The organism is Bradyrhizobium sp. BRP19, from assembly GCF_020194195.1.
Classification (GTDB): Bacteria; Pseudomonadota; Alphaproteobacteria; order Rhizobiales; family Xanthobacteraceae; genus Bradyrhizobium; species Bradyrhizobium yuanmingense.
Window position 1 is genome coordinate 32,601 of sequence record NZ_JADYVZ010000024.1, and the last position, 21,287, is coordinate 53,887.

The window sequence follows — 21,287 nt, forward strand, 5'->3', positions numbered from 1 at the left end:
TAGATGCGAAGCTCACAGGGGAGCAAGCCGCAGAGCGCCGCCCGAAGTACGATCTGCTTTTCCGAAAATCGGGAGACTGCCGGCGCGACGGTGCGCGGAATGAGAATTGTGGGCCAATTCATACTTAATGTGCCAAGAGCATGACCAATATTGTTTGCGCATCACAACGCGCCTAGTATCGCGGCAGGCAATTTCGGGGGCTCGAACAGGCTGTGAATGCCCGTTCACATGACGGCGCGTTGCGCGGCGACTTGAATCTGCAGGTCGGGACGCAGGCACATGGGACCGCCAGGACGGCGGTAGCTTCCGCTCGTCCGCCCGGCCGCGAGCGGCTGATCGTCGTCGAGGACGATCCGGTGACGCGGACCATGCTGGTCGACTATTTCAGCGACAACAATTTCGACGTGGTCGGCGCCGGCACCTGCACGGAGTGCCGTCAGGCGCTGCGCGCGCGCACCGATCTCGTCTTCCTCGACGTGCAACTGCCTGACGGGGACGGCTTCGAGCTCGCCAAGGAGATCCAGGCCACCAGCAACGCGGGCATCATCTTCGTGACGCGGCGCGACACCGACGTCGACCGCATCCTCGGCCTCGAGGTCGCCGGCGACCATTACGTCACCAAGCCGATCAACCTGCGCGATCTGCTCGCGCGTGCGCGCAGCGTGCTGCGGCGTCGCTCGATCGACCGCAAGGCGGCGCGCAACCACAATTCGATCGCGTTCGGCGACGGGATCATCGACCTGACCCGGCGCGAATTGCTCGGCAACGACGGCAAGCCGGTGGCGCTGACGCGCGCCGAATTCGACCTGCTGGCGGCGCTCGTCGGCGCCGACGGCAGGCCGCTCAGCCGCGACTATCTGATCGAGGTGGTCAGCAATCGCCAGGCCGAAGTCGACATCCGCACCGTCGATGCGCTGGTGGCGCGGCTGCGCCGCAAGCTCGTCGGCAGCGGCACGCCCGTGATCGCGACCGTCACCGGCGTCGGCTACAAGCTCGCGCTCAGCGAGCGGCTGTAGCGCAAGATCCGGAAAAGCGTGCAGCGGTTTTCCGGCAAGATCATGCTCAGACAATAGCAACATCGCCGTCAGCGCGATGCGACGCGCTTCGAACGTGCTTCGATGCGCGCCTTGATCCGGCTGACCCTGGCCTCATGGGCCGCCCAATAGGCGCGGCTGGCGGCCGCGGTGCCTTGACGATAGCGGGCATAGACCGCCTTCGGCTGCACCGGCATCTTCGGGCGGCTCGCCGGTTTCACGGGCGCCGCAGCCGCAACCGCAACGGCAGCTGCAACCGTGGACGCCGGATCCGGAGCAGCCGCAGCTTCGCGTTCTCCCGGCATCGCGCTCATCGCGACAAGCCGGTTGCGGGCCCGGTTGCAATAGACCTGCGACCGCGCGCTCATCTCCACTTCGCCATGACCCGCCCGGTATTTCATCAGCGCGCGGCAGAGGTCCCCGCCCGAAAGCCGCCAGGCTTGGCTGAGATAGAGCACCCCGTAATGGATGTTGACGTCGGGTTCGGCCAGCTCCGCGCTGCTGCCGCGGAAGCCCAGCATCGCCGCGGTCTCGGGGCGCACCTGCATCAGGCCGATTTCGCCCGCGCTGCCGATGGCCGCCGGGTTGTAGCCGCTTTCGACGAAGACGACCGCCTCGGCGATATCGGCCGGCAGATTGGTGCTCTTGGTTTCCCTCTCGATGATCTTCCGGATCGTGGTCCGCGACGACGGCGTTTCGCCGGCGCCGAGCTCGCTGCTGCCGTCAGCCGCATGTGCGCCGATCGGAGCCGACACGAGCAGGACGACCGCGACGTGCCTCCACGTCGCGCCGAGAATGAAGCGTGCCCAATCCCGCAGCATGGGCTTGTCATAGAGCGCCGGAGTTAACAAACCGGCCTCAGGCGTGTGTGCGTCACGGTCGCGCGCGGGCGCTCTGGTCGGTGGATCTGGCCTGCGACGGCTCCGCCAGCTGGTCATCGACCGCATAGAGCGTGCAGCTGGGCGACCATTTCATGCAGGCTGCCAGCGAGTCGCGCCGGGCCTCCTCAGTCGTCGCCCGTCCGGCGCGCCAGCCGTAGCCGCCGTTCGGCGACACCGCAAAGGCCTTGTGCGGCAGCAGGCTGGCGAGATAGCGCGCGAACTCGGCCCGCGCGGCCTCGTTGAGCTGGCGTGGCGGCGGCAGCGGATCGGGCAGGCTCAGGAGGTCATGGCCGAGCCCGCGCTCGCGCAGGAAGGCGTCGAGATACGGTGTCCATTGCGGCCGGCCCGCGACCGAATAGAGATAATGCCCGTCTTCGCCGTAAGCCGGCGCCGCGACGAACCTCGCATTGCCGCCGCCCGCGCGAAATCCGTCATGGAGCCGGCGCGCGAGGTCGGGACCGAAATAGGAATCGTTGCTGGCATAGACCCACAGCATGGGCACGTGCGAGGTCTTGCCGAAGGTGGCGAAGGCCTGCACCAGCCCATCCGGATTGCAGACATCGTCGTCGTTGCGCGAGCCGCGGCCGCCGGCAAAATTGATCGCGGCGACGAGGCCCGCCGGCGCCTGTGCGCTCAGCGCCACCGTTGCAAGGCCGCCTGCGGAATGGCCGGCCGCGATCATGCCCGATGTCGTCACGTCGCCCCGGTGCGCCATCGCATCGATCGCGGCGCGCAGATCGGCAACCGCGACGGCGGCCGCCGGCAGGTACGCGGCCTTTGCGCAACCGCCGACGCTGTCGACGCGCCCGCCCGGCGAGGTGCCGTAGCCGCGCCGCATCACCACTAGCGCCGCAAAGCCGCGCCGGGCGTATTCCAGCGCGATGCCATAATATTTGTGCGCCGACATGGTCGCGCGGTCCTCGAACTTGCGCGGCGAGCCATGGCTGAGCAGCGCCAGCGGATATCGCTTGGTCCCGACTGGTCGGACCAGAAAGGCCTCCAGCCCCTGCGGTCCGGCCTCCGCCATCGGGATGCGCAGGTCCTCGGTGTAGAACTCCGCGGCGCGCGCCGGTGCACCGGCCAGGATGAGGCTGGCGATCAGCACGAGCAGCTTGCGCGATGGGATCATCAGACGATTCGAAAGGGCGGTGCTGCCGAGCATAGCACGAAGGCCGCTCATGGGGACTGCAGCGCCTCCAAGGAACGCCTTCCCCCTCGCGCGTGTTGTGCCCTTGGCGGGGGCTTGGCCGATGCTATGGTGTCCCGCACTCACGACAGGACGAGGGTATTCCAGTGGCTGATGTTCATCCCGCGGCGGGCAAGCAGGCCTCGCCGGACGCGCTCACCAATATTCCGCGGCTGGTGACGGCCTATTTCGCCGGCAAGCCGGATGCGTCCGATCCGGCACAGCGCGTGGCGTTCGGCACGTCGGGCCATCGCGGCACCTCGTTCAAGAACACCTTCAACGAAGGCCACATCCTCGCGACCACGCAGGCGATCTGTGATTACCGGAAAGAGAAGGGCCTGACCGGCCCGCTCTTCATCGGCATCGATACCCATGCGCTGGCCGAGCCGGCGCTTACAAGCGCCGTCGAGGTGTTCGCAGCCAACGGCGTCGAGGTCATGATCGACAAGGATGGCGGCTACACGCCGACGCCCGTCATCTCGCATGCGATCCTCACCTATAACAAGGGCCGCACCTCTGGTCTTGCTGACGGCGTCGTCATCACGCCGTCACACAATCCCCCCGAGGACGGCGGCTACAAGTACAATCCGCCTCATGGCGGCCCGGCCGATACGGACGTGACCGCTGCCGTCGAGAAGTGCGCCAACGCCTATCTCGCCGGCGAGCTCGAGGACGTGAAGCGCATCGACTATTCGAGGGCGCGCAAGGCCGCGAATGTCCACGCCTACGACTTCGTCACGCCTTACGTCGCCGATCTCGGCAATGTCGTCGATCTGGACCTCGTCAAATCCGCCGGCGTCAAGATCGGCATCGATCCGCTCGGCGGCGCCGCCGTGCATTACTGGCATCCGATCATCGAGCGCTATGGCCTCAACGCCAATGTCGTGAACGAGGCGATCGATCCGACCTTCCGTTTCATGACGGTGGACTGGGACGGCAAGATCCGCATGGACTGCTCCTCGCCCTACGCGATGGCGAGCCTGATCGGCATGCGCGACCGCTTCGACGTCGCCTTTGCCAACGACACCGACGCCGACCGTCACGGCATCGTCACGCGCACCGGCGGGTTGATGAATCCGAACCATTACCTGGCGACCGCGATCTCCTACCTGTTCGCGCACCGTCCGGACTGGGGCAAGGATGCGGCGATCGGCAAGACCGTGGTGTCGAGCTCGATCATCGACCGCGTCGCCAAAAAGCTCGGCCGCAAGCTGGTGGAGACGCCGGTCGGCTTCAAATGGTTCGTCGACGGCCTCGTCACCGGCGGCTTCGGCTTCGGCGGCGAGGAGAGTGCAGGGGCCTCGTTCCTGCGCCGCGACGGCGCGGTGTGGACCACCGACAAGGACGGCGTCATCCTCGGCCTGCTCGCTGCCGAGATCATGGCCAAGACCGGCCGCGATCCCAGCCAGATCTTCAATGATCTCACCGCCGAATTCGGCATGCCGCATTACGCGCGCATCGACGTTGCCGCCACCGGGCCGCAGAAGAACATCCTGAAGTCCCTCACGCCAGAGCAGCTCGGCCTCAAGGAGCTCGCTGGCGATCCGGTTCGTGCGACGCTGAGCAAGGCGCCCGGCAACAGCCAGCCCTTCGGCGGCATCAAGGTCGAAACCGATTTCGGCTGGTTCGCCGCGCGGCCGTCCGGCACCGAGGACGTCTACAAGATCTACGCCGAAAGCTTCCGCAGCCCCGAGCACCTGAAACGGATCCAGGAGGAAGCCCAGGCGGGCCTAGCCAAGGTGTTCGCGGCGTAAGTTGTTCCGAGAGGTCGCCGCTGTCTTACCCCCCAGGGGAGGGTAAGCGGAGCCGGAGCCGGACGCGGTCATTCCCGCGTTATGTATACAATCACGAGGATAAAGGTATTAAGGTAGAGCTGATTCCATCTTGAACAATTCCATCACCCAAGCTATTGTATACAGAACGTATTCATAAGCCGTGGGAGTGAGACATGACAAAACCCTTCCCCATGAATGCCTGGTACGCCGCGGCGTGGGACGCCGACGTCAAGGCGGCGTTGCTGCCGCGGACGATCTGCGGCAAGCATGTCGTGATGTATCGCAAGGCCGACGGCACGGTGACCGCGCTGGAGGACGCCTGCTGGCATCGCCTGGTGCCGCTGTCCAAGGGCCGGCTTGAAGGCGACACTGTCGTCTGCGGCTATCATGGCCTCAAATACAACGCGCAGGGGCGCTGCACCTTCATGCCCTCGCAGGAGACCATCAACCCCTCGGCCTGCGTGCGTGCCTATCCCGTGGTCGAGCGTCACCGCTACGTCTGGCTCTGGATGGGCGATCCCGCACTTGCCGATCCCGCGCTCGTCCCCGACATGCACTGGAATCACGACCCGGCCTGGGCCGGCGACGGCAAGACCATCCACGTCAATTGCGACTACCGCCTCGTGCTCGACAATCTCATGGATCTCACCCACGAGACCTTCGTGCACGGCTCCTCCATCGGCAATGACGCCGTCGCCGAGGCGCCGTTCGACGTCACCCATGGCGAGAAGACGGTGACGGTGACGCGCTGGATGCGGGGCATCGAGCCGCCGCCGTTCTGGGCCAAGCAGCTCGGCAAGCCCGGCCTCGTCGACCGCTGGCAGATCATCCGCTTCGAGGCGCCGTGCACCATCGCGATCGACGTCGGCGTCGCGCCGACGGGCACCGGTGCGCCGGAAGGCGACCGCTCGCAGGGCGTCAACGGCTTCGTGCTCAACACCATCACGCCGGAGACCGAGAAGACCTGTCATTACTTCTGGTCCTTCGTCCGCAATTATCGGATCAGTGAGCAGCGCCTCACCACCGAGATCCGCGAGGGCGTCTCCGGCATCTTCCGCGAGGACGAGCTGATCCTCGAAGCGCAGCAGCGCGCGATGGACGAAAACCCCGATCGCATCTTCTACAACCTCAACATCGACGCCGGCGCGATGTGGTCGCGCAAGCTGATCGATCGGATGGTGGCGAAGGAAAACGCCCCAAAGCACCTTCAGGCCGCGGAGTAGAACATGGCCGAGCGTGAGGTCGACCGCTCCATCTCGCAGACCGTGAAGGCGCAGCTCGCGCTGCGCGACCAGATCCTGTCGGGCGCCTTGCGCCCCGGCGAGCGCATCTCCGAGCTGCAGGCGGTGGAGACCACAGGCGCCTCGCGCACGCCGGTGCGCATGGCGCTGGTGCGGCTGGAGGAGGAGGGGCTGTTGGAGGCGATCCCCTCCGGCGGCTTCATGGTGAAGGCGTTTTCGGAGCGCGACATCTCCGATTCCATCGAGCTGCGCGGCACGCTGGAAGGCCTGGCGGCGCGCTTTGCCGCCGAGCGCGGCGTCTCTGCGCGCGAGCTCGAGCCGCTGAAGGAGTGCCTCGCTGCGATCGACGAGCTGCTGCGGCAGGTCCCGATCTCGGTCGATGCTTTCTCGTCCTACGTCGCGCTGAATGCGCGCTTCCACGCCCAGCTCACGGAGCTGTCGCGCAGCCCCCCGCTGATCCGGCAGATCGACCGCGCCTCGGCGCTGCCGTTTGCCTCGCCGAGCGGCTTCGTGATGGCGCAATCGGCGTTGCCGGAGGCACAGCAGATCCTGATCATCGCCCAGGAGCACCATCGCGTCGTGATCGACGCCATCGAGAACCGCGAAGGCGCGCGCGCCGAGGCCGTCATGCGCGAGCATGCCCGGCTGGCGGTGCGAAACCTGCGGCTCGCGCTGCGCAACCGCACCCATCTCGACCTCTTGCCGGCGCTCGCGCTGATCAAGACCGCAACCGATTGAGGGCAGTCACCATGCGCTTCATCGAGACCTGGACCCCAGCAACGCTCGTCGCCACCCGCGATCTCACCCCGAACGTCCGCGAATTCCTGATCAAGCCGGATCAGTTCGAGGCCGCGGCCTATCCGGTCGGCAGCCACATCAATGTCAGCGTCACCATCGACGGCCTGCCGGAGACGCGGTCCTATTCGCTGGTTGGCGAGGCCTCGTCGCACGGCCTCCGAATTGCTGTGCGCCGCGCGAAGGATTCCCGTGGCGGCTCCCGCTACATGTGGTCCTTGCAGCCGGGCGCGCGGCTCGACATCACCCAGCCCGCCTCGCTGCTCGCGGTGGATTGGACTCGCGAGAATTATTGCCTGATTGCCGGCGGCATCGGCATCACCCCGATCCTCGGCGCCGCGCAGGCGCTGGCGCGGCGCGGGGCGGATGTCACGCTGCATTATGCCGTACGCTCGCGCCGCGAGGCCGCCTATCTCGACGATCTCGCCGCGATGCTTGGCGATCGCCTCGTCGTTCATGCCAGCGAGGAAGGCAGCCGGCTCGATCTCGACGCGCTGTTCGCCTCATTGCCGCAAGGCACGCTGACGCTGTTCTGCGGCCCGATGCGCATGCTCGACGCCGCACGCCATGCCTGGATCGGCGCCGGCCATCCGCTCCCCGATCTCCGCTACGAGACGTTCGGCTCCAGCGGCACGCTGCCCACCGAAACGTTCAGGGTGCGCCTGAAAGACTCCGGTGTCGAGCTCGAGATCCCGCGCGAGCGCTCGATGCTCGACGTGCTCAATGCCAGCGGCTTTGAGGTGATATCCGATTGCAAGCGCGGCGAATGCGGCCTCTGTGCCATCGACGTGGTCGATGTCGACGGCGAGATCGACCATCGCGACGTCTTCTTCAGCGACCATCAGAAACAGAGCAACCAGAAGATCTGCGCCTGCGTCTCCCGCGCGCGGGGCACCATCACGGTGGACACGCTGCTGCGGGCGGATGCGGTTTAACACTGGGAAAGGTCATCGTGCCCGGGTTTGTCCCGGGCATCCACGTTCTTCCGCGTGAGGTTAGGCGTGGATGGCCGGGACATAGGCGAGCGGAAGCGACGCCGTCCTTCGGACGGCTATGCCCGGCCATGACGCTGTCGAAGCGTGAGCATCCCAAACTGGTGCTTACGCCGCGTAAATCGCCCGGTACTTCTTCGTCTCCAGCAGCGCCATCACCCCGTCCGCGGCCACCGGCCGGCTGATGAGATAGCCCTGCACCTCGTCGCAACTGATCTGCCTGAGATATTCGAGCTGGTCGGCGGTCTCGACCCCCTCCGCCACGACGCCGATCCGCAAATCGCGCGCAAGCGAGATCACCGATTTCACGATGGCCGCGCAGTCCGGCTGCACCAGCATATCGCGGATGAAGGACTGGTCGATCTTGATGCGGCTGAACGGCAGCTTGCGCAGGTAAGTCAGCGAGGAGAAGCCGGTGCCGAAATCGTCGAGCGCGAGGGTGACGCCGAGCTCCAGCAGCGCGTTCAGGACCGTCGCGGCCGAACCGTATTTCGCCAGCAGCATCGATTCCGTGATCTCGATCTCGAGCCGATGCGGGGCGATCCTGGCCTCGGCGAGCGCCTGCACGATGGTCTGGAGGATGGCCGTGTTGTGAAATTGCGCGGCCGAGAAATTCACGGCAACCCTGATGTCTTCGGGCCAATCCGCCAGCGTCGCGCAGGCGCGGCGGATGACCCATTCGCCGATCTCGTGGATCAGCCCGGTCTCCTCGGCGATTGGTATGAATTCACTCGGCGGCACCAGCCCGCGCGAAGGATGCTGCCAGCGCAATAGCGCCTCGAAGCCGGTGATCCGGTTGGTGCCGAGATCGAGGAACGGCTGGAACACCAGGAACAGCTCGTTGCGCGCAATCGCGCCTGCGAGGTCCGCTTGCAGCGCCTTGCGCTCGCGGGACGATTTGTCGTCGGCCTGTTCGAAGAAGCAGACCGTGCCCGGCCCCGCCTTCTTGGCGCGGTAGAGCGCGGCGTCGGCATTCTTCATGAGGTCGAGCGGTGTGTTGCCGTCGCGTGGCGCCAGCACGATGCCGACGCTCGTCGCGCCGACGATCTGGCGACCCTCGATCTGGAACGGCTCGCTGAAGGCCGCGACGAAGCGTTCGGCGATCTCGAGCGCATCCTCGGGCCGTGTCAGATTGGCCATCACCAGCGCGAACTCGTCGCCGCCGATCCGCGCGACGTGCTCGGCGGCGCGCGTGCAGCGTTGCAGGCGGCTGGCGACCTGGACCAGGAATTCGTCGCCGGCGGGATGGCCGAACTGGTCGTTGACCTCCTTGAAGCGGTCGAGATCGAGCAGGAGCACCGCGAATTCCTCGCCCGATAGCGCCAGCCGCTTGAGCGCGGCATCGAGCGTTTCGTTGAAGGCGACGCGGTTGGGCAGGTGGGTCAGGGGATCGAGCCGCACCGTGCGCTCGGCCTCGATCTGCCGCATCATGCGCCGGGCGAACGAGAACGAATTGACGAACACGCCGCGCAAAAGGACGCTGCCGTAGACCACGACGAGAAAGGCGATGAGGAGAAAGGCGAGATCGCCGTTCTGGCCGAGGCAGATGGCGATGCCGAGGAAGATCGGCGCCGTGAAGGCGATCGCCGCGATCGGAATGGTGGCGAAGGCGAGCGCGCCGCCGGCCAGCATGCCCGCGCACAGGCAGGTAATGACGAGCTGGCCGCCGCTGGAAGCGTCGGCGAAGAAGGCGACCGGGACGATGCCCCAGGCGGCGCCGAGGATGAAGGCGTTGCGCACCAGCCGGTACATCGCGCGACGCGAGACGAATTGCGGCTTGGTGATGCGGCGCGCGACGTGGGATTGCAGGCCAAATCCGATCGCGGCGGCGGCGACAGCCGCCGCCCAGATCAGGGCGGGCATCCTGTCCGGCGACTGCCACAGCGCGATGGCGAGCACGATGGCGTTGCAGGCATTGGCCAGCATGATGCCGACCGAATAGCCGAGCACCAGCGACATCTGCTCGGCGCGGATATGCCCGGCCACGGCCTCGTCCGTTGCGGGACCGCCAAAGGCCGACAGATCGCCGGCGAACAGCCGTGCGACATAGCTGGTCGTTTGAGTCCGCATTCAATAGCCTAGCAGCACGGGCCGTTCTTTTCGGCTCGATCCGGAGAATTCGCCGTAAACCTTTGACGAACTATGAATTATCCCCGCTTGCCGCGCCGGCCGCGACCACTTCTGCGTGCTCTTCACGCAGTATCGATAACAAATCGATACAAATGCCCGACAGGCCGGACATCAAAGGGGGCGGGGGCGCGGTCTCAGCTGGGCGATGGCGACCCCGGAGATCGCGAGCAGTCCGCCGACGATCAGCTTGGGCGTAAGCCGGTCGCCGAGAAACAGTACGCTCGAAAGCAAGGCAAACACCGGAAGTAGCAGACCGAAGGGCGCGACGCGCACCATCGAGCAACGGGCGATCAGCCAGAACCAGAGGCCAAACCCGACAATTCCCCCGGCGAAGATCGTGTAGGCGAGCGCCAGCCAGCCAAGTTCGCCCGCCGTCACAAGGCTCGCCGCTTGTCCATGTTCAAGGAGCAGCGACATCAACATGACCTGCGGTACCGTGAGCAGCGAGGACCACCCCATCAACATCAAGGGATCGAAGGGGCCATAACGCTTCGTCAAGACGTTGGACACCGCGAAGGCGAAAGCCGCTCCGACTACAAGCAGCAGCGGAAGCGGGTTGGCGGACTGGTCAGGCTCCGCTGCCAACACCGTCACGCCGACGAAAGCAAGCATCACTCCGGCGCAGGTGGCGAGTGACGGTCTCTCCGCGAGCAGCAGCCATGCGAGCAGGACGGTGAAGGGCGTGGCGAGTTGGTATGCGACGGCCGACATGCTTCCCGAGCCGAGCCCAAGGCCAACGTAGAACAGCCCGAAATTCAGTCCACCAAGGAAGAGCGAAATAGCTGCGACAGGGCCGAGCTGTTGACGCGTGGGCCTGTCCACGAACGGAACAAGCAGCAGCGCAATGGCCAGAAAGCGCAGTGCGAGGAAGAAGAGCGGTGGAAACTCCGCAACGCCCACTTTGATGGCCACGAACTGATAACCCCAGATCAGGGGAACGGCGATCGCGCAGACGATCTGGATGGCAGACATGGCGGATGTCCTTTTTAAAGACCGATCAGTCCAAATATGGGCGCACCATCAGCGCAGGCGTCACGGGGTTGCTTACCTGACGAAACGACCGATGAGAGCGTCGACGGCCGCTTGCGATGTGGTCCGTGCCGGTGCCGTCTTGCCGACCACGCGCAGCCCTTCAACGAAACAGACGAGAACCCGGGCGGCCGTTGCGGGCTCAACACCATCGGCCAACCTGCCCGCCGCTTTCGCGCGGGACAGTGCATCGGTCACTTTGGCCTCCATCGCCTTGAAGAAGCCCGCAACGCGTCGACCGACGTCGGCATCTCCGCCAGCCAATTCCATGGCCGTGGCCACCAGGAGACATCCGCGCCGGCCGTTGCTTCCGCTGGTGCGCTCGACGTAGCCGGCCAGGCAGGCCCGCAGGCCGTCGACCGGATCGTTTCGGGGGTCGAATTCGCCATCCATCCGCGCCAAGGCATCCGCGATGTAACGATCGAGCGCCCGCAAGAACAGCGAATGCTTGTCACCGAAAGCGGCGTAGAGGCTGCCCCGCGACAGCCTGGTCGCGCGCAGGAGATCGGGCAGCGCCGTGGCGTGATAGCCGCGCGACCAGAACACATCCATCGCGCGTTCGACGGCAGCGTCCACGTCGAAACTTCGCGGCCGGCCACGGGGCATCGGCGTTGCAGTATTTTGCCTCATGCCGATATATAGACCGATCAGTCATTAAATGACAAGCCCAAGCTCCGGGGATCATCAGCCTCCTATCCGGACCTCAACACCGGAATCTGCGCTGATGTTTTCTTCTCGTCAGCGGATCGAGACGCCCCCTCGATCGCGTGATACGTTTCGTGGACCGGCAGGCCACCGTGCGCCGCGTCGGCACCGGATGCGTTCGAAATTCCGAGGGCCTGTCCATGAGCGAGCCTTCAGCCGATGTGTCGGCAACGGTCGAATACACGATGGACAAATGGCGGATGGACCGGGTCCCCTGGGCCCTGTGGGCTTGCGTCGCCGGCCTTGCGATCGCGGTTCACGCCGAGAGCCGTGGCCAGAATGGAGCGGTTTTGGCAGTCGTCTATGTGGCTCTGCTGGGGCTGGCATTCGCAGGCTATGCCCTGACGAGCCTGATCGGGCGGGCCGGCCTGCCCTTGCTGCTTGAGTTGTTGATCGGTGTCCTTGTCCTGATCATCGTCTCCGGCGTGATCGGTGTGATCAGCGTGTTGGTCGGCGGGCCAAGCGGCCGCTCCAGCTATGTCGGCACCATGCCCAGTCTCTATTGGACTCATCTCGTGAACCCATCGCTGAACGTTTTCGGCTGGATGTTGCTCTATCTGGGTTTCGGATGGATCGCGTTTTCAGCTTACCGGCACTTCTACGCGGATCGGGCGGTCGTCTCCATGTCTTCCGCGGGCATCCACTTTCACAGGCCATGGCTCAAGGGTCTCTTCATTCCCTGGCAGGAGGTGCGCGGGGTGGGCCATCTGGTCGTTCCCGGCATCTCGGGGGTGCCGTATGTCAGTCCATACGCTGCGGCCGTCACGGTCGGTCAAAACTTCTATGAGCAGCATATCGCCCCGAAGCGCAGCTTCTTCTCGCCACCCGGGGCCGAGGCCATGTTCCAGCCGAAAGGCGAGGCGATCCAGGTGGTGCTGAGCAGCGCCGACATGGCGGTCAAAGCGGAAGATTTTCTCGAGCCTGCCGAGGCGCGGTGGAAGACATTTCGGGATCAACCGGCATCGCCATCCCAACGCGGCGGCACCGTCTTCTACGGACGGTGGTCGATCGATGGCTCTCGGTGGCAGGCCGTTCAGTTTCTTGCGCCTCTCGTCGGTCTGGCCGTGGTCATGCTGTACCGATAGGGTAATCCCGCTCAGCGTCCGAGTTGCTTCGGATCGTAGAAGAAGCGCTCCTCGATGATCTCATTGCCTCGCCAGGTCTGCCATGCGATCTCCTCCAGCGTCCGCGTCGCGCCCTCGGCGTCGGTGAAGGAGAACTTCCAGCGGCTGGCGACGACGTCGCCATCGATCAGGCTCGGGCCGAGGCGCACGGCCGTGACCTCCTTGAACGCCGCCAGCACGCCGCGCTCCTTATCCGCGAGCTTGTCGCGCCCGACCACCGGCGCGGCGAGGTTCTCATAGGTCGCGGTATCAGCGGTGTAGTAGTCGAGGATCGCGCCGACGAAGTCGCCATCCTCCAGTCGCTTCGTAAAGGCTTCGACGATCTCACGGCTCGGCATGGCGACCTCACAATTTAAAACCGACTGATAGTCGGTAATTACCGACCGATAGTCGAAAAGTCAACTGGCCGGCTCTCGCGAATTCGACTAGACGAGAGCTTATGGCCAAACAGGCGGAGCGGCGGGCGGCGACATCGGAGGCGATCCTGACGGCGGCGCGGCGCCTGTTCGGGACGCAAGGCTTTGCCGCGACCACTATGGACGACATTGCCGAAGGCGCTTCGGTGGCCAAAGGCGCGGTCTATCATCACTTCAAGACCAAGGAGGCGGTGTTTGAGGCTGTGTTCGACCAGGTGTCGCGCGACCTCGTTGCCGAGATCGACCGCACGGCACGCGCCGAGAAGGACGTGCTCGCCGCCATGGTCGCCGGCACCCAGCATTACTTTGCCGCGACCGCGAAGGGGCCGACCGGCCAGATCATTCTGCGTGACGGGCCGGCCGTGCTCGGCTGGGAGCGCTGGCGCGAGATCGACGCGCAGCACTTTGGCGGCAAGATGCCGCGTGCGCTCTCCGCCGCGATGGAGGCCGGCCTGATCGCGCGGCAGCCGGTCGAGCCGCTGGCGCGGCTGCTGCTCGGCGCGGTGACGGAGGCCGCGGTCGCCTGCGCCGGCCGCGCCGATATCGCCAAGGCCGGCGCGGAATATGCCCGTGCGTTCAAGTCGCTGGTCGAGGCGCTGCGCGTCAAGGCCTGAGTGTGCTACTCACAAACTCGAAACGCCCGCTCTAACAAGAAGAACAGTAGCGCATGAACGCAAATTCCGCCCTCACACCCACCGATCCCGAATTCGACTACATCATCGTCGGCGCCGGCTCCGCCGGCTGCGTGCTCGCCAACAGGCTCTCGGCGAACGGCAAGTACAGCGTGCTGCTGCTCGAGGCCGGCCCGAAGGATTCCAACATCTGGATCCACGTCCCGCTCGGCTACGGCAAGCTGTTCAAGGAGAAGAGCGTCAACTGGATGTACCAGACCGAGCCGGAGCCGGAGCTGAAGGGTCGCCAGGTGTTCCAGCCGCGCGGCAAGACGCTGGGCGGATCGAGCTCGATCAACGGCCTGCTCTATGTCCGCGGCCAGCACGAGGACTACGACCGCTGGCGCCAGCTCGGCAACACCGGCTGGGGCTATGACGACGTGCTGCCCTATTTCAAGAAGGCCGAGAACCAGTCGCGCGGCGCCGACCAGTATCACGGCACGGGCGGGCCGCTGCCGGTGTCCAACATGATCGTGACCGATCCGCTGTCGAAGGCCTTCATCGACGCTGCCGTCGAGAGCGGTCTGCCCTACAATCCTGATTTCAACGGCGCGACCCAAGAAGGCGTCGGTCTGTTTCAGACCACGACGCGCAACGGCCGGCGCGCCTCGACGTCGGTGGCCTATCTCGGTCCCGCGAAGGCGCGCAGCAATCTGAAGATCGAGACCTCCGCCCACGCTCAGCGCATCCTGTTCGAAGGGCGCCGAGCCGCAGGCGTCGAATACCGGCAAGGCGCCACCTTGCGCCGCGCCCGCGCGCGGCGGGAAGTCGTCGTGTCGAGCGGCGCCTACAACTCGCCGCAGCTGCTTCAGCTCTCCGGCGTCGGGCCCGGCGATCTCCTGCGCAAGCATGGCATCGAGGTGGTGCTCGATGCTGCCGGCGTGGGGCATGATCTGCAGGATCACATGCAGGTCCGCATCGTCATGCGCTGCTCGCAGAAGATCACGCTCAACGACACCATCAATCATCCGCTTCGCCGCACCATGGCCGGCGCACGCTATGCGCTGTTTCGCAAGGGATGGCTGACGATCGCAGCCGGCACGGCGGGCGCCTTCTTCAAGACCAGTCCGCGCCTCGCCTCGCCCGACATCCAGGTTCATTTCCTGCCGTTCTCGACCGACAAGATGGGCGAGAAGCTGCACGATTTCTCCGGCTTCACCGCTTCGGTTTGCCAGCTCCGTCCTGAAAGTCGCGGTTCCCTCCGCATCAAGAGTGCCGACCCGGCCGTGCCGCCGGAAATCCGCATCAACTACATGTCGACCGAGACCGATCGCACCACCAACGTCGAGGGCATCAAGATCTTGCGCAAGATCCTGAACGCTCCGGCGCTGAAACCGTTCGTGGTCAGCGAGTACGACCCCGGCGCGGAGGTATCTTCGGATGCCGAGATCCTGGATTACTGCCGCGAACGCGGCAGCACCATCTATCATCCGACCTCGACCTGTCGTATGGGCAATGACGCGCTCGCGGTGGTCGATCAGCGGCTGAAGGTGAGGGGACTCGAAGCCTTGCGTGTCGTCGACGGCTCGGTCATGCCCGATCTGGTGTCAGGGAACACCAATGCGCCGATCATCATGATCGCCGAAAAGGCCTCCGACATGATATTGGAGGATGCGCGTTAAATTCGCGCTTTGAAAGGATTTGGACTTGGCTACGCGACTGAAGATCGGCACACGCAAGAGCGCCATGGCGCTGGCACAGACGGAAGAGATTGCGCGCCGCCTGACCGCCGCGGTGCCCGGTCTCGACGTCGAGATCGTCAAATTCGATACCACGGGCGATCTCGACCAGACCAGCAAGCTGCTGCCGCATGGCGGCAAAGGCGGCGCCTTCGTGGCGCAGATCCGCGCCGCCGTGCTGTCGGGTGAGCTCCAGGCGGCGATGCATTCGTTAAAGGACATGCCTGGTAACGAGGACACGCCGGGTCTCGTCATCGGTGCCACGCTGTCGCGCGATCCGCCTGGTGATGCGCTGGTGCTGCGCGAGGATGTGACGCTGGAGGCGCTGCGGCAGTCCCGCGGCAAGGGTTTCAAGATCGGCACCAACGCGGTGCGCCGTGCAGCCTATGCGCGGCGGCTGTTCCCTGATGTCGAGGTGATCCACTTCCGTGGCGCCGCCGACACGCGCGTGCGCAAGCTCGACAATGGCGAGAGACAGCGCCTGCCGGATGGCGGCGCTGTGGGGCCCGCCGATGCGCTGATCATGGCGCGCTCGGGCCTCGATCGCGTCGGCCTGTCCCACCGCATCGCGTACGAATTCACAGCAGTGGAGATGTTGCCGGCGGCAGGGCAGGGCATCGTCGCGGTCGAATGCGCCGCGCAGGATTGGCAGACGCGGCAGATCCTGTCGTCGATCGACGACTCCGCTGCGCACGCCTCCGCCGACGCCGAGCGCGAGGTGCTGTGGGTGCTCAACGGCCACTGCAATTCACCGGTGGCGGGCTTCTCGACCATCACGGGCGATCGGATGTCGCTCACCGCCTCGGTGCTCGATCTCTCCGGCAACACCATCATCGAAGCCTCGCATACGGGGCCGGCCAACCGTCCGCGCGAGCTCGGCCGCGCGGTGGGATTGGACCTGCTGACGAAGGGTGCGGCGGAGATCATCGAGCGCAGCCGGCCGCGGTAAGCATGCCGAAATCACGATCTCTGATGACGTCATTTTGCACCTGTTTTGCCCGACAAGTCAAAACGCACGGGCGAGTCATGCCCGCCTAATATTTTCAACGACTTGCCTACTGTGCATGGGGTTGTTTTTTGCACTTTTTGCAAGACCCGATCACAACGGCTCGTCATCCCCGGGCTTGTCCCGGGCATCCACGTTCTTCGCGTCGCATGGCAAGGCGTGCATGGCCGGGACAAGCCCGGCCATGACGACGTGGATAGACGGCCCTCACCCCCGCACGCGCCGGATCATCTGCTCGACATGGGCGATCGGCGTCTCCGGCTGGATGCCGTGGCCGAGGTTGAAGATCAGCCGCCCGGCAGCAAAATTGGCCAGCACGTTGTCGACCGCGCCATCGAGCGCGGCGCCGCCCGTGATCAGCACCAGTGGATCGAGGTTGCCCTGCACCGCGACCTTGCTCTGCACCCGCTCGCGGATGAAGGCGGGCTCCGCGGTCCAGTCGATGCTGACGGCATTGACGCCGGTCGCTTCGACATAGCCGGGCAGTTGCGCTCCCGCGCCGCGCGGGAAGCCGATGATCTTCGCGTCCGGCACCTTGGCCCTTACGCCCTCGACGATGCGCCGCGTCGGCTCGACCGACCAGCGCGCGAACTCGGTCGGCGGCAGCACGCCGGCCCAGGTGTCGAAGATCTGCAACGCGTCGGCCCCGGCGTCGAGCTGTGCCAGCAGATACTGAATAGAGTTCTCGACCAGGACGTCGATGATCTGCGAAAAAGCTTCCGGATGCCGGTACGCCATCATCCGGGCCGGCGCCTGGTCCGGCGTGCCGTGGCCTGCGACCATGTAGGTCGCCACCGTCCACGGTGCGCCGCAGAAGCCGATCAGCGCGGTCCTGGGATCGAGCGCGCCGCGCACGATCTTCAACGCGTCGAACACCGGCTCGAGCTTGCCGAAATCGGCGCGCGGCGCCAGCGTCGCCACCTTGGCCGGATCGTCCAGCGGCTCGAGCCGCGGGCCCTCGCCGACCTCGAACCGCACCGAACGTCCGAGCGCATAGGGGATCACCAGGATGTCGGAAAAGATGATCGCCGCATCGAAACCGAACCTTCGGATCGGCTGCAGCGTGACCTCGGCGGCAAGCTCCGGGTTGAAGCAGAGGTCGAGGAAGCCGCCCGCCTTGGCGCGCACCTCGCGATATTCCGGCAGGTAGCGCCCGGCCTGGCGCATCATCCACATGGGCGGGACAGCTTGGTGCTGGCCGGAGAGGACGTCGATGAAGGGTTTCGTCGAAGACTGGGGCACGAATGGTCCTGAAGCAGGTTGTGCTTCCTGATACACCGCCGCGGCCCGCAGCGGAACAGGGGAACCTGGATGATCGGGCCGCGTTGACCAGCCAATGGAGGAGATCATGGCTGAGACATTCAATCCCGCGCCGCACGACAAGCACGCCGAAGACCTGCGCGAGGCGCTCGCTGCCGATCGGCAGTCCAAGCTCGACGACGGGCTGAGGGACACGTTCCCAGCGTCCGATCCCGTGAGCGTGGCGCAGCCGACGCCCTCGAAGGCCGACGCCGATGCCGAGCATCCTTCGCTCTGGGCCAAGGTCAAGGCCATCTTCAGCTAGCGGCGGCGGGCGCCGGATTCCGATCGGCCCGCTAATATCTTGTTAGCGATGCACCGATCGCCGCGTCCGTAAGACTACTGGAAAGGGCGGAAACCGCCGCGTAGTCCGGTAGCGATTTCAGAATTAAATAACAGAAGCGGCAGAGGTTTCCGAACGATCGGAGAACCCTGCCACATGAGCGCTACCCAACGAGCCGGATGGAGCCGCCTGCCGCTGCGCGCGGCGGCCTTCGTGGCGCTGACCTGCGCGACGATCCTCGGCGTCAGCGGTTGGCGTGAATGGACGGCACGCGATGCGGTGCTCAAGGCCGCCGAGATGGAGATGGCGAACGTGGCCCGTTCGCTGACCCAGCATGCCGAAGACAGCCTCGATCTCCTGGATTCCGGTGTCGTCGGCGTGGTCAGCCGGTTGGAGATGGACGGCACCGCACCGGTCACGATCGCGAAGCTGCGTACCTTGCTGGATGTGCGCAAGAAGGCGATCGCGCGCATTCACAGCCTCGCCATCATCGACGATCAGGGCAACTGGCTGACCTCACCCGGTACGATCGGCACGACCTTCAGCGACGATGCCTTCTTCCGACATCACCAGCTCTCGCCGAAGCGCGAGGCCCATGTCGGCCGTCCCGTGAAGAGCCTGCTGGACGGCGAATGGGTCGTCACCCTGTCACGCCGCTTCAGCAAGCAGGACGGCAGCTTCGGCGGCGTGGTGCTCGCGACCATCAGCTCGAACTATCTGTCGCACTTCTACAAGCAGTTCGAGATCGGCCGCAACAGCTCCGTGTCACTGGCGCATGGCGACGGACTGATCGTCGCGCGCAATCCCAGCAACGAGACATTCGTCGGGCGCAGCGTCGCCGACAAGCCGTTGTTCCGCGAGCCGAGCCTGCAACGGCCGAGCGGCGCCCATCATTTCACCTCGTCGCTGGACGGTGTCGAACGCGTCAGCTTCTTCAATCGCAGCGGTCGGTTCCCGCTCCTCCTGCTCGCCACCGTCGACAAGGACGAGCTGCTCGCGCCGTGGCGCGCGGCGGCGATCTCCCGCATGCTCTACGTGTTCGCGCTGGTGATGCTGATCGCAGTCATCGGCGGCGTGCTGGTGCGGCAGTTGCAGCGCGGCCAGCGCATGGCTGTCGCGCTGACCGAGACGGAGGCGCATTTCCGCCTGCTCGCCGAAGGCTCCAGCGACATGGTGACGCGGATCGGCCTCGATGAGCGACTGCGTTATGTCTCGCCCTCGTCGGTCCGCATCGTCGGCTGGCGTCCCAATCAACTGATCGGCACGCCGGCTCTTGCGGGTATCAATCCGGAGGACCTGCCGGAAGTCCAGGCGATCGTCGACGCGATGAAGCGCGGTGAGAAGGAGGAGGCGCGTCTCACCTACCGCAACTCGCATCGGCAGAACGGCGAGATCTGGCTCGAATCGACCATGCGGGTGACGCGCAAGGACAATGGCCAGGTCGATGGCGTGGTCGCGATCTCCCGCGACATCACCGAGCACAAGAGGCTGGAAACCAGGCTCGAGACGCTGGCGATCGAGGACAGCCTCACCGGCCTTGCCAATCGCCGCCGCTTCGACGAGCGCCTAAAGGAGGAATGGGCGCGTGCCTATCGCGACCGCTCCAGCCTTGCTTTGCTGATGATCGATGTCGACCACTTCAAGGCCTACAACGACGAATATGGCCATCCCGCGGGCGATGCCTGCCTGCGCCTGATCGCCAAGATCATCGCGGCCGAAGCGCAGCGCGCCGGCGATCTGGCGGCGCGTTACGGCGGTGAGGAATTCGCCATGCTGCTGCCGAACATCGATGCCGCCGGCTGCGCCCGGATCGGCGAACGGATCCGCAACGCCATTCACGAGGCCGGCCTCGCGCATGGCAGCAATGAGGCGGCTGGATGCGTCACCGCTTCGCTTGGCGGCGCAGCCTGCCGGCCGGCGTTCGAACGAACCGCGGGGGTCGCTGCGCTGGTCGAAGCTGCCGACCGGGCGCTCTATGCCGCCAAGGCCGCAGGCCGCAACCGCCTGGTAATGTCCGGCGAGGTCATGGATCTGCTGCCCAAGGCGTCCGGCCAGTAACACCGTTCAATAATGCGGCGGAGGCTCGTTGGCAGGCCCCGGCGCATTTGCCTCGGCGTCCTGCAGCCGAGCATTGAGCTCGGTGATCTGCCGCGTCAGCCTGTCGATCTGCTTCCACTGCGCGGTGATGGTCTGGTTCAACGTCTCGATCGTATCGTCCTGATAGGCGAGGCGCGTCTCCAGCGTGTCGATGCGCTCGCTCAGCGTCTTGATCTCATTCGTCACGCGTTACGTCCTTGTTTCGCTCGCGCAAGCCGTGGCCGAGCGCCACGCGCTCGTCGAACACGAAGCATTCGCCGCGCCAGCGGCTCTCCGCCTCCGGCACCTCTTCCAGATATCTCAGGATGCCGCCCTTGAGGTGATAGACCTCGCCAAAGCCGCGCGCGAGCAGATGCGCGCTCGCCTTCTCGCAGCGGATGCCGCCGGTGCAGAACATCGCGATCCTGCGGTGCCGTGCCGGATCGAGCCGCTCGGCGGCAAAGTCCTTGAACTGGCCGAAGCTCTTGATGCCGGGATCGAGCGCGCCCTCGAACGTGCCCATCGCGACCTCGAAGGCGTTGCGGGTGTCGAGCACGAGCGTATCGGGTGCTGCGATCAGCGCGTTCCATTCGTGCGGATCGACATAGGTGCCGACCTGACGCGTCGGATCGGCGGCCGCATCGCCCAGGGTGACGATCTCCTTCTTCAGCCGCACCTTCAGCCGTCCGAACGGCATCGCCTCCGCGGCGGAGAATTTCAATTCGAGATTGTCGAGCCTGCCGCCGAACATGTCGCCGCGTGCGAGCTCATGAGCGAAGGCGTCGATCGCCTCCGGTGCGCCGGCGACCGTGCCGTTGATGCCCTCCTGCGCCAGCAACACGCTGCCCTTCAGCCCAAGACCGGCGCAGCAGGCGCGCAGCGGCTCGCGCAGCTCGCGGTAATCCGGGAGGGCGACGAATTGATAGAAGGCGCAGACCTTGTAAGGCGTATTGCTGGACGTCATG

20 protein-coding genes are annotated in these 21,287 nt (G+C 65.5%); 11 read left to right on the top strand and 9 right to left on the bottom strand.

All coding sequences use genetic code 11. From position 1 onward, the window contains the following. Nucleotides 1-212: 212 nt before the first annotated feature. A complete protein-coding gene (locus I6F36_RS35110) occupies nucleotides 213-1,016 on the top strand; it encodes a response regulator transcription factor (RefSeq protein WP_225112423.1) in 804 nt (267 codons plus the stop codon). 68 nt (nucleotides 1,017-1,084) lie between these two features. On the opposite strand, the gene I6F36_RS35115 is transcribed toward I6F36_RS35110, so the two are convergent. Then, nucleotides 1,085-1,972 carry a transglycosylase SLT domain-containing protein gene (locus I6F36_RS35115; protein WP_225173028.1) on the bottom strand — a complete coding sequence of 296 codons (888 nt, stop codon included), beginning with the start codon at nucleotides 1,970-1,972 and terminating at the stop codon, nucleotides 1,085-1,087. After that, nucleotides 1,908-3,044 carry a S9 family peptidase gene (locus I6F36_RS35120; protein WP_225173029.1) on the bottom strand — a complete coding sequence of 379 codons (1,137 nt, stop codon included), beginning with the start codon at nucleotides 3,042-3,044 and terminating at the stop codon, nucleotides 1,908-1,910. Before I6F36_RS35120 ends, I6F36_RS35115 begins: the two co-directional genes overlap by 65 nt. Nucleotides 3,045-3,208: 164 nt before the next feature. Between I6F36_RS35120 and pgm the strand changes: the two genes are divergently transcribed. The 4 genes from pgm to I6F36_RS35140 all read left to right on the top strand — a co-directional run bounded on the left by pgm (nucleotide 3,209) and on the right by I6F36_RS35140 (nucleotide 7,847). After that, nucleotides 3,209-4,855 carry a phosphoglucomutase (alpha-D-glucose-1,6-bisphosphate-dependent) gene (gene pgm / locus I6F36_RS35125; protein WP_225173030.1) on the top strand — a complete coding sequence of 549 codons (1,647 nt, stop codon included), beginning with the start codon at nucleotides 3,209-3,211 and terminating at the stop codon, nucleotides 4,853-4,855. A gap of 194 nt (nucleotides 4,856-5,049) precedes the next feature. Next, nucleotides 5,050-6,099 carry an aromatic ring-hydroxylating dioxygenase subunit alpha gene (locus I6F36_RS35130; protein ID WP_036013919.1) on the top strand — a complete coding sequence of 350 codons (1,050 nt, stop codon included), beginning with the start codon at nucleotides 5,050-5,052 and terminating at the stop codon, nucleotides 6,097-6,099. 3 nt (nucleotides 6,100-6,102) lie between these two features. Next, a complete protein-coding gene (locus I6F36_RS35135; protein ID WP_036013918.1) occupies nucleotides 6,103-6,855 on the top strand; it encodes a GntR family transcriptional regulator in 753 nt (250 codons plus the stop codon). 11 nt (nucleotides 6,856-6,866) lie between these two features. Beyond that, nucleotides 6,867-7,847, top strand: a complete 981-nt coding sequence (locus tag I6F36_RS35140) for a PDR/VanB family oxidoreductase (protein WP_036024744.1) — start codon at nucleotides 6,867-6,869, stop codon at nucleotides 7,845-7,847. 165 nt (nucleotides 7,848-8,012) lie between these two features. On the opposite strand, the gene I6F36_RS35145 is transcribed toward I6F36_RS35140, so the two are convergent. From I6F36_RS35145 to I6F36_RS35155, 3 genes are all read right to left on the bottom strand, one after another. After that, complete coding sequence (locus tag I6F36_RS35145; protein WP_036024745.1) at nucleotides 8,013-9,974, bottom strand: bifunctional diguanylate cyclase/phosphodiesterase; 1,962 nt, start codon at nucleotides 9,972-9,974, stop codon at nucleotides 8,013-8,015. Nucleotides 9,975-10,145: 171 nt separating this feature from the next. After that, nucleotides 10,146-11,006 (bottom strand): DMT family transporter, encoded by an 861-nt coding sequence (locus tag I6F36_RS35150; RefSeq protein ID WP_036024747.1) that lies wholly within the window; start codon nucleotides 11,004-11,006, stop codon nucleotides 10,146-10,148. A 72-nt stretch (nucleotides 11,007-11,078) separates the two neighbouring features. Then, nucleotides 11,079-11,693, bottom strand: a complete 615-nt coding sequence (locus I6F36_RS35155; RefSeq protein WP_036024748.1) for a TetR/AcrR family transcriptional regulator — start codon at nucleotides 11,691-11,693, stop codon at nucleotides 11,079-11,081. Between the two features lie 149 nt (nucleotides 11,694-11,842). Between I6F36_RS35155 and I6F36_RS35160 the strand changes: the two genes are divergently transcribed. Then, a complete protein-coding gene (locus I6F36_RS35160) occupies nucleotides 11,843-12,853 on the top strand; it encodes a hypothetical protein (RefSeq protein WP_225148847.1) in 1,011 nt (336 codons plus the stop codon). Between the two features lie 11 nt (nucleotides 12,854-12,864). Here I6F36_RS35160 and I6F36_RS35165 read toward each other — a convergent pair whose 3' ends face one another. Continuing rightward, complete coding sequence (locus I6F36_RS35165; protein WP_036024749.1) at nucleotides 12,865-13,230, bottom strand: nuclear transport factor 2 family protein; 366 nt, start codon at nucleotides 13,228-13,230, stop codon at nucleotides 12,865-12,867. A 101-nt stretch (nucleotides 13,231-13,331) separates the two neighbouring features. Here I6F36_RS35165 and I6F36_RS35170 point away from each other — a divergent pair, with 101 nt between their 5' ends. Genes I6F36_RS35170 through hemC form a run of 3 tightly spaced genes read left to right on the top strand, consistent with a single transcriptional unit; the run spans nucleotide 13,332 to nucleotide 16,607 of the window. Next, nucleotides 13,332-13,922, top strand: a complete 591-nt coding sequence (locus I6F36_RS35170; RefSeq protein WP_036024750.1) for a TetR/AcrR family transcriptional regulator — start codon at nucleotides 13,332-13,334, stop codon at nucleotides 13,920-13,922. 53 nt (nucleotides 13,923-13,975) lie between these two features. Next, nucleotides 13,976-15,601: a GMC family oxidoreductase gene (locus I6F36_RS35175; protein WP_036024751.1), complete on the top strand. Its 1,626-nt coding sequence runs from the start codon at nucleotides 13,976-13,978 to the stop codon at nucleotides 15,599-15,601. Nucleotides 15,602-15,626: 25 nt separating this feature from the next. Next, entirely contained in the window at nucleotides 15,627-16,607 is a 981-nt protein-coding gene (gene hemC / locus I6F36_RS35180; protein ID WP_225148846.1) for a hydroxymethylbilane synthase, read from the top strand. 264 nt (nucleotides 16,608-16,871) lie between these two features. On the opposite strand, the gene hemE is transcribed toward hemC, so the two are convergent. Continuing rightward, a complete protein-coding gene (gene hemE, locus I6F36_RS35185; RefSeq protein ID WP_225136286.1) occupies nucleotides 16,872-17,906 on the bottom strand; it encodes a uroporphyrinogen decarboxylase in 1,035 nt (344 codons plus the stop codon). Nucleotides 17,907-18,012: 106 nt separating this feature from the next. Between hemE and I6F36_RS35190 the strand changes: the two genes are divergently transcribed. Both I6F36_RS35190 and I6F36_RS35195 read left to right on the top strand, forming a co-directional pair. Continuing rightward, nucleotides 18,013-18,228, top strand: coding sequence for a hypothetical protein (locus I6F36_RS35190; RefSeq protein ID WP_036013926.1), 216 nt, complete (start codon nucleotides 18,013-18,015; stop codon nucleotides 18,226-18,228). Nucleotides 18,229-18,402: 174 nt separating this feature from the next. Further along, on the top strand, nucleotides 18,403-20,304 hold the full coding sequence (locus I6F36_RS35195; protein ID WP_036013907.1) for a diguanylate cyclase: 1,902 nt from the start codon (nucleotides 18,403-18,405) through the stop codon (nucleotides 20,302-20,304). Between the two features lie 6 nt (nucleotides 20,305-20,310). Here I6F36_RS35195 and I6F36_RS35200 read toward each other — a convergent pair whose 3' ends face one another. Further along, nucleotides 20,311-20,529, bottom strand: a complete 219-nt coding sequence (locus I6F36_RS35200) for a SlyX family protein (protein WP_036024763.1) — start codon at nucleotides 20,527-20,529, stop codon at nucleotides 20,311-20,313. After that, nucleotides 20,519-21,286 (bottom strand): rhodanese-related sulfurtransferase, encoded by a 768-nt coding sequence (locus I6F36_RS35205; protein WP_225138970.1) that lies wholly within the window; start codon nucleotides 21,284-21,286, stop codon nucleotides 20,519-20,521. The genes I6F36_RS35200 and I6F36_RS35205 overlap by 11 nt, the downstream gene beginning before the upstream one ends. Between the last annotated feature and the right edge of the window lies 1 nt (nucleotide 21,287).